The sequence below is a fragment of the Pseudomonas sp. 4CAES_32.4 genome (genome assembly GCF_058136335.1).
This window is the reverse complement of the sequence record NZ_CM176882.1, coordinates 3,780,901-3,795,008: the sequence shown is the minus strand read 5'-3', so window position 1 is coordinate 3,795,008 and position 14,108 is coordinate 3,780,901. Positions and strand designations below refer to the sequence as shown.

Annotated in this window: 16 protein-coding genes; 9 read left to right on the top strand and 7 right to left on the bottom strand. The window is 57.8% G+C overall.

All coding sequences use genetic code 11. The features are described from left to right. Nucleotides 1–45: 45 nt before the first annotated feature. Both AC3Y64_RS16935 and AC3Y64_RS16930 read right to left on the bottom strand, forming a co-directional pair. Nucleotides 46–888 (bottom strand): ABC transporter permease, encoded by an 843-nt coding sequence (locus AC3Y64_RS16935; protein WP_489984566.1) that lies wholly within the window; start codon nt 886–888, stop codon nt 46–48. Nucleotides 889–948: 60 nt separating this feature from the next. Then, nucleotides 949–1,935 (bottom strand): aliphatic sulfonate ABC transporter substrate-binding protein, encoded by a 987-nt coding sequence (locus AC3Y64_RS16930; protein WP_489984565.1) that lies wholly within the window; start codon nt 1,933–1,935, stop codon nt 949–951. 293 nt (nt 1,936–2,228) lie between these two features. Between AC3Y64_RS16930 and AC3Y64_RS16925 the strand changes: the two genes are divergently transcribed. From AC3Y64_RS16925 to AC3Y64_RS16915, 3 genes are all read left to right on the top strand, one after another. Continuing rightward, nucleotides 2,229–3,176 (top strand): ABC transporter substrate-binding protein, encoded by a 948-nt coding sequence (locus tag AC3Y64_RS16925; protein ID WP_489984564.1) that lies wholly within the window; start codon nt 2,229–2,231, stop codon nt 3,174–3,176. A gap of 131 nt (nt 3,177–3,307) precedes the next feature. After that, entirely contained in the window at nt 3,308–4,207 is a 900-nt protein-coding gene (locus AC3Y64_RS16920) for a polysaccharide deacetylase family protein (protein ID WP_489984563.1), read from the top strand. A 109-nt stretch (nt 4,208–4,316) separates the two neighbouring features. Beyond that, nucleotides 4,317–4,559, top strand: a complete 243-nt coding sequence (locus AC3Y64_RS16915; protein ID WP_064389421.1) for a DUF1652 domain-containing protein — start codon at nt 4,317–4,319, stop codon at nt 4,557–4,559. A gap of 4 nt (nt 4,560–4,563) precedes the next feature. Here the strand turns inward: AC3Y64_RS16915 and AC3Y64_RS16910 are convergent, their stop codons facing one another. After that, on the bottom strand, nt 4,564–4,926 hold the full coding sequence (locus AC3Y64_RS16910; protein WP_489984562.1) for an NUDIX hydrolase: 363 nt from the start codon (nt 4,924–4,926) through the stop codon (nt 4,564–4,566). A gap of 214 nt (nt 4,927–5,140) precedes the next feature. Here AC3Y64_RS16910 and AC3Y64_RS16905 point away from each other — a divergent pair, with 214 nt between their 5' ends. Next, nucleotides 5,141–5,338 (top strand): DUF2188 domain-containing protein, encoded by a 198-nt coding sequence (locus tag AC3Y64_RS16905; protein ID WP_489984561.1) that lies wholly within the window; start codon nt 5,141–5,143, stop codon nt 5,336–5,338. Nucleotides 5,339–5,405: 67 nt separating this feature from the next. Here AC3Y64_RS16905 and AC3Y64_RS16900 read toward each other — a convergent pair whose 3' ends face one another. Then, the gene (locus AC3Y64_RS16900) at nt 5,406–5,645 is read right to left on the bottom strand and encodes a hypothetical protein (RefSeq protein ID WP_008085812.1); all 240 of its coding nucleotides are present in this window, start codon (nt 5,643–5,645) and stop codon (nt 5,406–5,408) included. Nucleotides 5,646–5,830: 185 nt separating this feature from the next. On the opposite strand from AC3Y64_RS16900, the gene AC3Y64_RS16895 reads away from it, so the two are divergent. Then, nucleotides 5,831–6,166, top strand: coding sequence for a hypothetical protein (locus AC3Y64_RS16895; RefSeq protein WP_489984560.1), 336 nt, complete (start codon nt 5,831–5,833; stop codon nt 6,164–6,166). 72 nt (nt 6,167–6,238) lie between these two features. Here AC3Y64_RS16895 and AC3Y64_RS16890 read toward each other — a convergent pair whose 3' ends face one another. Then, complete coding sequence (locus AC3Y64_RS16890) at nt 6,239–6,787, bottom strand: RrF2 family transcriptional regulator (RefSeq protein WP_489984559.1); 549 nt, start codon at nt 6,785–6,787, stop codon at nt 6,239–6,241. Nucleotides 6,788–7,122: 335 nt separating this feature from the next. Here AC3Y64_RS16890 and AC3Y64_RS16885 point away from each other — a divergent pair, with 335 nt between their 5' ends. Both AC3Y64_RS16885 and AC3Y64_RS16880 read left to right on the top strand, forming a co-directional pair. After that, a complete protein-coding gene (locus AC3Y64_RS16885; RefSeq protein ID WP_489984558.1) occupies nt 7,123–8,328 on the top strand; it encodes an NAD(P)/FAD-dependent oxidoreductase in 1,206 nt (401 codons plus the stop codon). 200 nt (nt 8,329–8,528) lie between these two features. After that, nucleotides 8,529–9,134: a DUF6338 family protein gene (locus AC3Y64_RS16880; protein WP_489984557.1), complete on the top strand. Its 606-nt coding sequence runs from the start codon at nt 8,529–8,531 to the stop codon at nt 9,132–9,134. A 127-nt stretch (nt 9,135–9,261) separates the two neighbouring features. Here AC3Y64_RS16880 and AC3Y64_RS16875 read toward each other — a convergent pair whose 3' ends face one another. Beyond that, a complete protein-coding gene (locus AC3Y64_RS16875; protein ID WP_489984556.1) occupies nt 9,262–10,161 on the bottom strand; it encodes a LysR family transcriptional regulator in 900 nt (299 codons plus the stop codon). A 118-nt stretch (nt 10,162–10,279) separates the two neighbouring features. On the opposite strand from AC3Y64_RS16875, the gene AC3Y64_RS16870 reads away from it, so the two are divergent. Both AC3Y64_RS16870 and AC3Y64_RS16865 read left to right on the top strand, forming a co-directional pair. After that, on the top strand, nt 10,280–11,647 hold the full coding sequence (locus tag AC3Y64_RS16870) for an MFS transporter (protein WP_489984555.1): 1,368 nt from the start codon (nt 10,280–10,282) through the stop codon (nt 11,645–11,647). Between the two features lie 30 nt (nt 11,648–11,677). After that, a complete protein-coding gene (locus AC3Y64_RS16865) occupies nt 11,678–12,952 on the top strand; it encodes a glucarate dehydratase family protein (RefSeq protein ID WP_489984554.1) in 1,275 nt (424 codons plus the stop codon). Between the two features lie 122 nt (nt 12,953–13,074). Here the strand turns inward: AC3Y64_RS16865 and AC3Y64_RS16860 are convergent, their stop codons facing one another. Next, nucleotides 13,075–13,959 carry a LysR substrate-binding domain-containing protein gene (locus AC3Y64_RS16860; RefSeq protein WP_489984553.1) on the bottom strand — a complete coding sequence of 295 codons (885 nt, stop codon included), beginning with the start codon at nt 13,957–13,959 and terminating at the stop codon, nt 13,075–13,077. Between the last annotated feature and the right edge of the window lie 149 nt (nt 13,960–14,108).

The following is a 14,108-nucleotide window of genomic DNA, read 5'->3' as shown; positions in this document are numbered from 1 at the left end:
GCTGAATCTCCGGTAGGAAATTTCAGCTTAGTCGCTGGGGACCATTCAATCCTTGGCGTCCTCACCGGTAAACGTATCGCGCCAAGCCAGCCAGCGACGCTCGATCATCGCCAGCACCCCGTCGCTGAGTTTTCCCAGCAAGGCGAGCACGATGATCGCGGCCAGCACGATATCGGGCCGCGAAGTTTCGCGACCGTCGCTGAGCAGATAGCCGAGCCCTTTGGTGGCGGCGATCAACTCGGCGGCGACCAGAAACATCCATGCCAGGCTCATGCCACTGCGCAATCCGGTGAACAGGCCGGGCAGGGCGGCGGGCAGCAGAATGCGCCGGGTCAGTTGCCAGCGGCTGAAGCCGTAAATGCGGCCGACTTCCACCAGTTTGCGATCAATATTGCGGATCGCCGCGACGACGTTGACGTACACCGGAAAGAACGCGCCGATGGCGATCAAGACGATTTTCGAGGTCTCGTCGATGCCCAGCCACAGAAGTAATAACGGCACCCAGGCGAGGCTCGGAATCGACCGCAACGCGGCAAACATCGGTTCCAGATAGGCTTCGGCTTCGCGACTCAATCCGACCCAGGCAGCAAATACCAGCGCAAGACCGGCGCCGATGGCGAATCCCAGTAGCACGCGAATCAGACTGGCGCCGATGTGTTTCCACAACGCGCCTTCGGCAAGGTCGGTGAGGGTCAAAGCGATTTCGCTTGGCGCCGGCATCTGGTAGGACGGTAGCCAGCCGATGCGTACGATTATTTCCAGAACGATGACGATCAGCAGGGGCAACGCCAGACCTTTGCAACGGCGTAGCCATGCCGTGTTGAAAAAGGCTGGGCGCCGCTGCGAGAAGGCGAGTTGCGCCGGTAAATCTTTACTGTGTGTGGTCATGGTTGAGCTCCGCACACGACAAATCCGCGACCGGCGCGGATGTGTTGTGAGGCTGATTATTTACTGGCGGGCGACCGCTTGTTGAACACCGCCGTCGAGCAATTGGTCGATGACTTGATCGACATTGACACCACGGCGCACCAGTTCTTCGGAGACCAGAATCGGTGCTGCAGCCTTCGAAGCCAGCACGTCGTTGGGTGTCAATTGCGGGCTGCTCAGGTCGGTGCGCGACAGTTGCAGCTTGGCCACATCCAGCGGCAGGCCGGATTCCTTGGCGAGCAGAGCGGCGAACTCTTCAGGATTTTTCAACGACCATTCACGTGCCTGCTCGTAGGCCTTGACCACGGTGTCGATGGTCTGCGGATGCTCTTTGGCGTATTGCTCGGTGACGCTGACCACGCCGTAGCTATTGAACGCCGGGTTGCGATACAGCAGACGCGAGCCGGCCTGCACCTGGCTGGCGGCCATGTGCGGATCGAGCCCGGCCCAGGCGTCGACGTCACCCTTTTCCAATGCGGTGCGGCCATCCGGGTGTTGCAAGTGGACCAGTTCCACATCGTCCTTTTTCAGCCCGGCCTGTTGCAGGCTGCGCAAGGTGAACAGGTACGGGTCGGTGCCTTTGGTGGCGGCGATTTTCTTGCCTTTAAGGTCGGCGACCGATTGATACGGCGAGTCTTTGCGCACAACCAGCGCCGTCCATTCGGCGCGGCTGTAAACGTAAACCGACTTGATCGGACTGCCATTGGCCCGGCTGAGCACGGCAGCAAGGCTGGCGCTGGAGGCAAAATCGACGCCGCCACTGTTGAGGTATTCCAGCGAGCGGTTACTGCCCTGACTCAAGACCCAGCTGACTTTGGTTTGTGGCAGGGCTTTTTCGAGGAAGCCGAAATGCTTGAGCACCAGACTCACTGGCGAGTAATAGGCGTAATCGAGATGGACTTCCGCCGGGGCGGTTTCAGCAGCGTGGGCGAGTGGTTGCAGGCTCAGAGCCATTGCGCCAGCGGCCAACAGGGTTTTCAGGCGAATTAACGGGAAGAATGAGGTCATGGGGCGCTCCGGCAAAGGCACAGGTTTTTTATGTCCAAAAAGAAGTTTTTTTCGAATGCTTCCTACAGGAATGGAATATTGCAGGCTCTGTGCCATGTGGATCAAAGCACCGGTTTGTGGGGCTTCAAGTGTGTTGAAGGGGATTTTTGCTGTTGCGTGAGCAACAGTGTGGCGAATCACTGTTGCGGGGCAAACAGTGCGCGTAGGCGGTAATGAGTTTATGCATTATTGGAATTTCAAAACTGAATATTAAGAGCGTTATGGTCTATGCAATCCCTTCTGCAGGACTCGCCATGAAGCTCTCCCGTTTTGTTCGCAAGGCCCTCGCCGCCGCGCTGTTTATATCGCCACTTTCCTACGCCGCCGAGCCTGTGGTCCTGCATATAGGCGATCAGAATTACTACAACATCCGCGCTTCAATAGAAGCCTCGGGTGTATTGAAGGACGCGCCTTATACGGTCGACTGGAAACATTTTCAGGCTGCAGCACCGCTCGCCGAAGCGCTGCAAACCGGTGCGCTGGACTTGGGCTTCCTCGGCGATTCCGGGTTTCTGTTTCTTGCCGCAAAGCAGGCACCGGTGAAACTCATCGGCGTGTCGCGGCAGAATCCAGACACGATTGCGCTGCTGGTGCCCAAGGATTCCCCGGTAAAAACCATCGCTGATTTGAAGGACAAGAAAGTCGCCTACTGGCCGGGTGCCTGGAGCCAGCAATTGACCTTGCGCGCGTTGGAGCAGGGCGGTCTGCCGGAAAACTACGTCGACTTCGTCAAACTGATGCCGATCGACGCGGCCGCCGCGTTGCCGCAGGGCAGCATCGACGCGTTTCCGGTGTGGGAACCGTACATTTCCCAGCAGATTGTATTCTCGGGTGCGCGACCGATCCTGACCGCGAAAAATCTTATGCCGGGGCTCAGCGCGATTGCCGCCTCAACGCCGTCGATCGACAGCAAACGCGAAGCCATCGCCGATTTTCTCGGGCGGTTGAAGCAGGCGCGGGCCTGGGTGGACAGTCACACCGACGAGTACGCCGACCTGTGGGCGAAGAAGGCCAATCTTGATCAGCAGGTGTCGCGGCACTGGTTGCGTCAGGCGCACATGAGCATCGGGCCAGTGGATCAGCAGGCCGCCGCAGATCTGCAAAGCACCGCCGATTTCCTTTTTAAAGTGAAGGCATTGCCGACAGCGCTGAGCACCGCCGGGATCATCGACACGTCATTCCAGCAAGCCTTGGCGAACTGAGCGAGCGTCGGAACCAAACACTGTGTACCTTATCCAACCCCGGCTCGCGGATCGGAGCGCAGGGACGGATAAAGGCGAGGGAGTTTTGCCTATCGACAACATGACCGGCGCGCTCGGGCTCAAGGCAAAACATGACATCTGTATTCAAACTCATCGGTGCGGTGGCCATCGCTTTCGGGCTGGCCGGCTGCATCGCGGCGCCCATCGAAATGACGGCGCAAACCGAAACTCGCCTCAAGGCTCAGGCGCCAGTGCGCTTTCTGCTGACCTTCGATGACGGCCCCAGCGCCTCCAGTTTCTGGAATCCGTCGGCAACAGTCCTCGATAGCCTCAAAGACAATCCAGTGCAGCCCGGCATCAAAGCGGTGTTTTTCGTCCAGACCCGCGCACCTCGCGCCGGCAATAGCGAGATCGGTCGCGGCATCATGCGGCGCGAGTTTGCCGAAGGACATATTCTCGCGTTCCACACTGCGACCCATTGGCACACCAATCACCGGTCGCTTGATCCTCAGGAGCTCGAAGAGTCGCTGACCAACGGCACCGCTGATATCGCGAGCATTACCGGCACGCCACCGACACTGTTGCGTCCGCCATTCTGGAACTACGACAAACGCACATTCGCCGCCTATCAACAGCACGGCTTGCATGTTTTGCTGACGGACTTGAGTGCCAATGACGGAAAAATCTGGGGCTTCAATGCCAGCCCTCGACGTCGGGCCAATATGTTGCGGCAATTATCGGAAGTCCGTGAGCGCATCGCTTTGGGGGAATTTCCCACTGTGGATGGGGTGATTCCGCTGGTGGTGACGTTTCATGACCTCAATCGCTACACCGCACGACATACGCGCGAATACCTGCAAATCCTGCTCGACAGTGCAGCGGCCACGGGTTTGAAACTGGCGGACAAGCCGTTTTATGATGATCACGCCGCGTTGCAGAAGGCTGCGCTGGCGCGCTCCGTTGAAAAGAGCTCGGAACCGGTGAATTTGCCGGGGATCTGGAACTGGATTTGGGATGGCGACGCTCATTGAGCGGTCGCAGAAGAAATGTGATCGGGTTGGCATATTGGTGTCGAGCAAGACACCAGCTGCTCATCTATGCTCTACCGATCAAATCGATTCGCCTGTGAGGCGTTCGCCCATGCTTGCCATCACCGACATTTGCCGCATCGTCGAGTCCGGCTTCCCTGCGCTTAAATGTGATTGCACCCCTTCGGCGCAGGGACTACTGCAAATCAAGGTGTATGAGCCAGAAAGCGGGCGAGTGGATTTGCTCCTCAATGGTGTTTCTCCGGAACATCTCGTCACGATCCGTGACATCTCCAACTTCATTGGTGAGCTACGCACCGAGATGAGTGCCGGTCGCCGAGCATTCGCCGGTTGAGCGTTTATAAACGCCGTTGAAATGCCTTCACAATGCGCAGCGTCGCCGCACTGATGCTCAGGTTCTGCACCGAATCGAGGGGATGCCAGATGCAATCGATGATCTCGTTTTGCGGTCTGACCTCATCGATATTCAGCACTGAGGCTTCGTAGACGTGGTGCCGTGTGGTGCCGCTCTGCAACTCCATCAAGTACAACACCTCTTCGGCGTTCAGCCCGGTCTCTTCCTGCAACTCGCGCACAGCAGCGTCCGACCGGGTTTCGCCTGGCTCGACCTTGCCGCCGGGCAATGTCCATTGGCTGCGGGGCTTGCGTACCAGGAGGATGTGGCGATCCTGTTCGCAAATAACGGTGGCGCGTTCTTTCATCTGTTACCTATGTGTTGCCTGTCATAAAACTGAAATGAAACTGCAATATTCGAGCCGGTCCAGCAAGCAGAGGTTCCGTTAGAGTTTGAACGTTTGCCTGAATGAAAAGTGCCGGTCTTGCCGATGTCGCGACGCTCGGTCGGCACCTCGTTCAACACCGGGTGTAAGGTAAAAGCGTGAGGCTGTACCCACCGCTAGCGAAAAGGAGGTACCCATGAGCATTCCTGTGATGAACAAAATGCACATGAACGGCTACGACGTACTCAGCGTAAACAACGGCCCGTGGCGGGTTTGTACCCAGGGCGATCGACTGGCTTCGTTTGGCAGCAGGGAAGAGGCGTTGGCCTATGCCGCGACGCTTCCCGGCTACAAAAAACGCTCCGTACGCGGACAAAGTCACACCGCTACATGATGAGTGGTCATAAATGAGCCCCGGCATTTGTCGGGGCTTTTGTTTGCGGGAAAAGGACGGGCAGGTTTCAGTGGACTTTGGTTCGGCTGATAGCGCGTGCCTTCACTTCCTTGGCATACAGTTGCAGGCGTTCCTCATCGCTCTGCAGAACCTCGCAGGATCTCAGTACCGTTTGCGCGTCGGCTTCGTTGCCGGATTTGCGCAGTTGTTCGGCGATACGTTTGAGGTCGACCGCCGACCATCTCAAATCCGATGCAACACTTTGCAGGTCGCGTTGAAGTTCGTGTTCGTATTCATTGAGCCGCATGATCACCTCCAGAACATTCTCGGTAGAAAAGAGTAGTCGCATTTTTCGTCGCTGGGGCAGGTTGCGTCCGTCATCAGAGTGAACGGATGTAAAAAATTGTCCAAACCCCAGCAAGGGCTGATTGCTACGATGGATGTCCACCCGGTTACGGGTTACATTCGCTTTTTTTAGACAGGGCAATACAGATGCGGATTTGGATCGGGGGGCTGGCGTTGGCCGTGCTGGCAGGTTGCTCGTTGCCGGCGTCGTTGGTGCCGGGTGAGCCGAATGTCAGCAAGACTAGTGACAAGACACCCAAAGACTATGCCGCGTGTGTATTACCGTTGTGGCAGCAGGACGTCGCCAAGACGACGCAGACGTCCATTTCCAACGGCTATCGCATTACCGCGCCAAGCATCATCACTGCCGATGAAATTCTCGACATCGTCAAATACAAGGACGGCAGCCGGGTTTCGTTGTATCAGGGGCCACCATGGGCCAAGTCCGGATCGTTGCGCAAATCGGTGCGCGATTGCCTGTAACCACTCTTGCGTTAAAAAAGCAGAAACCGGATCAACGGTTTCTGCTTTTTTTTGCCTGTCGCAAGCTGCAGATCAGTCTGAAAGCGTGGTCAGCGGGATAGTCCCGACATTGCCCTTTTTCTCCCGACGATCCTGAATCCAGTCTTCCACTTGCTGGCCGAATTCCTTGGGTGCCTTGCGCCCGACCTTTCTCGCGATGTCGAGAATGGTCTGTTGGGCGAGGGCTTCTTCCATGCGTTTTTGCGCGGTCATCATGGCGCTGTGGATCGAGCAGGTGTCTTCGATCGCCCATTGCGGCGGGTTGCCTTCGAATAGAGCGCAACGCCCACGAATGTCCCGGCATTCGAAAATATTCTTGCGGCCATCGATGGCTTTGACGATGTCGAGCAAGGTGATCTCGTCCGCGGGCCGGGCCAGGCTGAAACCGCCGCGCACCCCCTCGCTGGCAACCACCAGTTTGCCTTTGGCCAGTTTGGTGAAGATCTTTGCCAGATATTCCAGTGGCACGCCTTGCAATTCAGCGAGGTCGCGCACGCTGGCCTCGCGGGTATCGCCGGTGCTGGTGACCAGAAAGGCCAGGCAATGAATGCCGTATTCGACGCCTGCGCTGTATAAAGACATAACTAAGTCCGACTTGATTTGTCGTAAATATTAACAGGCTGATCATCAGTCGGCAATGCGATGAAACTGCTGATATCTACGGATTTAGTGACGAAATATGCCTGTTTAATGGCGATTTGCTGTTTTTACGCGTTTGTAAAGTATCTATATTTTAGATAAATAACATCAATAAAACTGACTTGTTGCTAATATATACGACCAATAAAGTCGGCGGTATTCGATTGGCACCGCGTTGGGCTTTTCGAAAAAATACAGCACCTAGAGGCTTCGACTCGCGGGCATCGCGTACCTCTCACTCTCTATTTCAGCACTTGGCTACAAGCATGGGGACAATGATGAAACAGCACATTTTGGTAATTGGCGCAGGCTTTGGTGGCATGTGGACGGCGTTGAGCGCCACGCGTCTGGTGGATATTCATGGGCGTGACAATGTCGATGTGACCGTCTTGGCGCCTCAGGCCGAGTTGCGTGTACGCCCGCGTTTCTATGAGCCGAATGCTCATCAACTGGCAGCGCCGCTGGGTGAACTGTTCGAAGCGGTCGGCGTTCATTTCATCAAGGGCGCTGCCGAGACCATCGATGTGGCGGCTAAAACCGTGGGTTACACAGACGCCGCCGGGACAAAGCAAGTCTTCAACTACGACAAGCTGGTGCTGGCCACCGGCAGCGGTCTGGCGCAATCCGACACGTTGGGCGTCACTGAGTACGCGTTTGACGTTGACCAGATCGAAGCGGCGATCCGCCTGGAAACCCATCTGAAAGCGTTGAAAAACCTTCCCGACAGCCCGGCGCGCAACACCGTCGTGGTGGCGGGCGGTGGCTTTACCGGAATTGAAACGGCAACTGAAATGCCCGGACGCTTGCGCGAGATTCTTGGCGAACATGCCGACATCAAAGTGCTTATCGTCGATCGCGGGCAAAAAATCGGTGCCTCGATGGGCGAAGAGATCAGTAAATCCATCGCCGCAGCCAGCGAAGAGTTGGGTGTTGAATGGCGTTTGGGTGTATCGGTGCAGTCGGTCGATGCTGACGGCGTGACGCTCTCGGACGGTCAGCACATCGAGGCGAAAACCGTGGTCTGGACCACTGGCGTGCGGGCCAGCTCACTAACTGAACAGATCCCCGCCGAGCGCGACAAACAGGGTCGCCTGCATGTGGACGCCAATCTGAAAGTCATTGGGCAGAACGATATTTTCGCCACTGGTGACGTGGCGTACGCTGCAACCGACGACATCGGCAACTACGCGTTGATGACCTGTCAGCATGCGATTTCGCTGGGCCGTCATGCCGGTAATAACGTCGCGGCGCAGCTTCTCGGGGTCGATCCGACGCCTTACAGCCAGCCAAAATACGTGACGTGCCTGGACCTCGGTGCCTGGGGCGCGGTGTATACCGAGGGCTGGGATCGTCAGGTGAAACTGGTTAAACAAGACGGCAAAACCTTGAAGACCCAGATCAACACCCAGTGGATCTACCCGCCGGCGGCTGATCGCGTGAGCGCATTGGCAGCGGCTGACCCGATGATTCCAGTGGTCGCGTAAGAACGCCTTGATGAACAAATCCCGCTCACTGAGCGGGATTTTTTTGTCCGGCCGGCTCATCGCCCTGTGGGTATCCCGGGACGCGTAGAGCATTGCGTAATGAGTGGTGACAGTTGGGCGCAGGCGTTTTTTCTGTGTGCACTAGGCTTCAGGTGCTGGCGCTCAATCGAGGTCAGTAAGCGTTCAAGGAGCCTCGGATCATGGATGATCTGGTCAAAGAAGTTATCCCGTTGTTGCAGTACCTGATTCCCGGATTCTTGTCAGCGTGGATTTTTTACTCGCTGACGGCGTTCAAACGGCCCGATACGTTTGGGCAGATTGTGCAGGCGCTGATTTTTACGTTTGTGATTCAGGGCGCGGTTTTGGGGATTGGGGCAATTTGTCTGTGGGTGGGTTCGAAAGGATTTTCTGTAGGGCGCTGGGATACCAAGGCCGAAACCATGTGGGCGTTCGTTATGTCGGTGACACTCGGATTGTTCTCTTGTTATCTGGCCACGAATGACAAATTGCATGGTTGGTTACGCAGAAGAAATGTCACGAAACAATCTTCCTACCCCAGCGAATGGTTCAGCGTTTTTGCGCAGCACCATCGTCTCGTCACGCTGCATTTGAACGACGAGAGGCGCGTTTTTGGCTGGCCAGTGGAATGGCCGCCGGAATCCAGCAGCGGTCAGTTCGTGATGCAAAATCCCTGTTGGCTGGATGCTGAAGGGGTAGAAGTGCCTTTTGGCGCTGAGTTTTTGCTGATAGATTCCGGGAAGGTCAAGTGGGTCGAGTTCGGCCCGAAATCGGAGGTTTCGTTATGACAGCCAGAGCACCGCAACCAATGCCAGAATGGGTGGCGCGTCGTTACACGAAAGATGGCAAGCCAGTGGCCAATGCTCAGCCCCGAGCACCCAGCGCTCCACCGCCGCTGAAGGACTAGAATTTTCCTCAGCCCCAACCCTCAGCCACCGCCCGGCGAATCGCTTCCAGCAACATCGCAAACGCCGGGTTGTCGTTGTTCTCCCGCCAGATCAGATGCAGCTCGCTCTGCACCCCTTCGCCCAGATCGATATCGCGAAAAACCACATTCTTGAACACCACACTGGTGGCGCAGCGCGGCACCAGTGCCAGGCCCATGCCAGCGTTGACCAAGGCCAGAATCGTCAACGACGACCCCAGCCACTGCACATAATCCGGCGCGACGCGGGCCGAGCGCAGCATGCCGGTCAGCAGTTCGTTGAACGGCGGATAAGCCGCGTGGGAGTACATCAGAAATGGCTGTTTATCCAGGTCGCTGACCGATACTTCAGCAGCGCTCGCCAATGGATGAGCGCTAGGCACCGCCAGCACAAACGGCTCGCGCACCAAACATTCAGTGGCATACCCCGGCTCCAGTAAGGGTGCGCGAGCGATGCCCAGGTCAATGCGCCGAGCACGCAGGGCTTCGTGTTGCTGGTAAGTGTTCATCTCCGACAGATCGATCTTCACCTGTGGCTGTTTCAAGCGTGCCTCGGTGATGACCTTGGGCAAAAACTCATACACCGCGCTGCCGACAAAACTGATGTTCACCGAACCGATATCGCCCTCGGCGAACCGCCGGGCGGTGACGGCTGCTTGCTGGGCGCGCTCCAGCAGGTTCTGTGCTTCGATGAAGAAAGCCCGGCCGGCAGCGGTGAGCGCGACGCTGCGGGTGGTGCGGGTGAACAACTCGACGCCGAGGTGATGTTCGAGCAGCTGAATCTGTCGGCTCAGCGGCGGCTGCGTCATGTTCAGCCGTTCGGCGGCGCGACGGAAATTGAGCTCGGTGGCGACGGTGGTAAAGCAGCGCAGTTGGGTCAGTTCGAACATTGATCTAATCCAGGTATCAATCGAATGCCAAGTTAGATTAGACGGGATCAATGATCGCCGTCCATGATCGGTCCATCGCTTTACGCCATCCCTAAAAAAACAAGATCGGGAGTCGCCCTTGAAAACCCTCCAGAGTCCACTGGACGTCACGGTTCTCGCCCGTGCCGCCGCCAAGGTCAAGCGCCACGTGCTGCCGCTGTTCGTGGTGATGTTCATCGTCAACTACATCGATCGGGTCAACATCGGTTTTGTGCGCAGCCATTTGGAAACCGATCTGGGCATCGGTGCTGCGGCCTACGGGCTCGGCGCTGGCTTGTTCTTCATTGGCTACGCGCTGTTCGAAGTGCCGTCCAACATGCTCCTGCAGCGCTACGGCGCGCGGGTCTGGCTGACGCGGATCATGTTCACTTGGGGCGCTGCGGCCATGGCCATGGCTTTCGTCAAAGGCGAAACCAGTTTTTACGTGCTGCGCTTTATCCTCGGCGCGGCCGAGGCGGGGTTCTTTCCGGGGATCATCTATTACTTCACCCAATGGCTGCCGGCCTCCGAGCGCGGCAAGACCATGGCGGTGTTCCTTAGCGGTTCGGCGATTGCCTCGGTGATTTCTGGCCCGGTCTCCGGTGCGCTGCTGCACATCAGCGGCATGGGTCTGCACGGCTGGCAATGGATGTTCCTGATTGAAGGCGCGGCGTCGGTGGTGCTCTGCGCGTTCGTCTGGTTCTGGCTGCAATCGCATCCGCGTCAGGCCAAGTGGCTGACTGAAGAGGAACGTGAAGCGCTGGTGGCGGCGATTGCTGAAGAACAGCGTGCCCGTGAAGCGGTGCAAGTGGCCAAGCCGTCGATGTTCAAGCTGTTGGCCGATCGGCAGATCGCGCTGTTCTGCTTCATCTATTTCTCCATTGCCCTGACCATCTACGGCGCAACATTCTGGCTGCCGAGCATGATCAAGAAGATGGGCAACCTCGGCGACTTCCAGGTCGGCCTGCTCAATTCGATCCCGTGGATCATTTCGATTGTCGCCATGTACGGCTTCGCGGCGATGGCCGGCAAGTGGAAATTCCAGCAGGCCTGGGTGGCGCTGACGTTGGTGATCGCGGCCATCGGCATGTTCATGTCGACCACTGGCGGGCCGATCTTCGCCTTCGTCGCCATTTGCTTCGCCGCGATCGGTTTCAAGGCTGCCTCGGCGCTGTTCTGGCCGATTCCGCAAAGCTATCTGGATGCGCGCATCGCCGCTGCGGTGATTGCGCTGATCAACTCCATCGGCAACCTCGGCGGCTTCGTTGCGCCGACTGCATTCGGCTTTCTTGAACAAAGCACCGGCTCCATCGAGGGCGGCCTGTATGGCTTGGCGGCGACGTCGCTGATCGCTGCAGTGGTGATTTTCTTCGCCCGCACAGCGCCGGGCACTAAAGGTAAAACCCCGGCAAAGCCCCATGACGAAACCGCCGTTGTTGCGACGGCCAGCCCGGCCGCGAGCCATTGAATTGATTGTTGATCTGTCAGGAGCATTATCTTGAAAATCACCCGTGTCACCGTGACCCCGATTGCCTTCCGTGATCCGCCGTTGCTCAACGCCAGCGGTATCCACGAACCTTTCGCCCTGCGCTCGATCATCGAGATCGAAAGCGACAACGGCTACATCGGCCTCGGCGAAAGCTATGGCGATGCCCCGGCGCTGGCGATCCAGCAACAGTTGCAGTCACAGTTGATCGGCCTCGATCCGTTCAACCTCAACCAACTGCGCGCGATCGTGCAGGCCACCGTTGCGGCCAACAAACCGGCAAGCATTGCCGGTGCCGAACTGGCGCCCGGATCCCATGCCAGCAAGGCGGTAAGCAATGCCTATTCGGCGTTCGAAGTGGCCTTTCTCGACTTGCAGGCGCATTACCTGAATGTGCCGTTGGTGGATCTTCTTGGCGGTGCGATTCGCGATGAAGTGCCGTTCAGCGCCTATCTGTTCTTCAAGTACGCGCAGCATGTCGATTCGCCGTACAAACCGGACAACTGGGGCGAGGCGCTCAACGAGCAGCAGATCGTTGCCCAGGCCGCGCGGATGATCGAGGCTTATGGGTTCAAGAGCATCAAGCTCAAGGCCGGCACGTTGCCGCCGGAGCATGAAGTGGCGTGCATCAAGGCCCTGAAGAAGGCGTTTCCCGGCTACCCGCTGCGTATCGATCCGAACGGCAACTGGTCGCTGGAAACTTCGATTCGCATGGCCGAATTGCTCGGCGATGATCTGCAGTATTACGAAGACCCGACCCCAGGCCTCGACGGCATGGCCGAACTGCACAAACGCACCGGATTGCCGCTGGCGACCAATATGGTGGTCACCGATTTCGACGAATTCCGCCGCAGCATCGCGCAGAACAGCGTGCAGATTGTCCTCGCCGACCACCATTACTGGGGCGGCCTGCGCGACACGCAGACGCTGGCGAAGATGTGCGATGTGTTCGGCGTCGGGGTGTCGATGCATTCCAACTCTCACCTGGGCATCAGCCTGATGGCGATGGCGCATGTGGCGGCAGCAGTGCCGAATCTGGATTACGCCTGCGACACGCATTACCCGTGGCAAGAGCCGGATGAAGAGGTGATCAAGGGCGGCAAGCTACCGATTGTCGATGGCTGCGTGAAGATCACGCGGGCGCCGGGGCTTGGGCTGGAGCTGGATCACGACCAGTTGGGCAAGCTGCATGATCAGTACCTGACGTGCGGGATTCGACAGCGTGATGATGTTCGGCAGATGCAGCGGTATAAGCCGGATTGGAGGGCGGTCAAACCGAGGTTTTGATGGTGTCGGGACTGGCCTCATCGCGGGCAAGCCCGCTCCCACAGGTAATCGTGTCGTTCACAAACTTTGTATTCAACAGATGTCCCTGTGGGAGCGGGCTTGCCCGCGATGAGGCCTTCCGGTCAGAGTGAATGAACCAACCAATCCCGAAATGCTTTCAACGACGGCAACGTCTCATTGCGCGGCGGATACACCAGGTAATAGCTGCGCCGGCTGGTAATCGGCTCGCCCAGTTGCAGCAAGTCACCGCTCAACAACTCATCCTCGACCAGAATCCGCGGCACCAACCCCACACCAATATTCGCCCGCACTGCCTGAATCAAGTGCGAAGTCATCTCAAAGCTCGGACCGATGCGCATGCTGCGGTGGGGCAGGCCGTGATGGCTGAACCACTCCGCCCACGCCTGCGCATTGCTGCTGACATTGAGCAGCAGTTGCCCGGCGATGTGCGCTTGGGCGTCATCGCGCTCGGCGGCTGACAACTGCGCACTGGCGATGACCACCAGTTCTTCGGTGTGCAAGGGCAGGGCGCTCAGCCCTGGCCATTCGCCGCCGCCCACACAAATGGCCGCATCGATTTCGCTGGTATCGAAGTCGATGGCTTCGATGCGCGAATGCAAGTGCACGGTCATGCCCGGGTGCGCGGTGTAGAAATCCTTGAGGCGCGGCAACAGCCATTTCGAGCCAAAGGTCGGTAGCGTCGCCAGACGCAAACTGTGGATGCCGGAACCAAACGCCATGGCCTGCAAGGTTGCACTGCGAATCTGCCCCAGCGCCTCCGCCAGTTCGCGCTGATACATGCTCCCGACATCGGTCAGCACCACTTGCCGGCCTTCGCGGCTGAACAAGCGCATGCCGAGCATTTTCTCGAGAATCTGCACCTGACGGCTGACCGCGCTTTGCGTCAGCGACAGTTCATGGGCGGCGCGGGTATAGCTTTCGTGGCGCGCAGCGGCCTCGAATGCCAGCAATAACGACATGGAGGGAGTGAGCGTGCGCGGATTCATTCGTAAAAGTCATGGATAGTGGGTGGATTTTACGGTTGTCCCAATGCCCGGCAACAATGAACATGGGCGGCATTAGATGGCGGAGCCTGACGCAATCATTCGTTGCGTACAACTGTTCACCGCCACACGGCCCGATTTTGACCGAGATT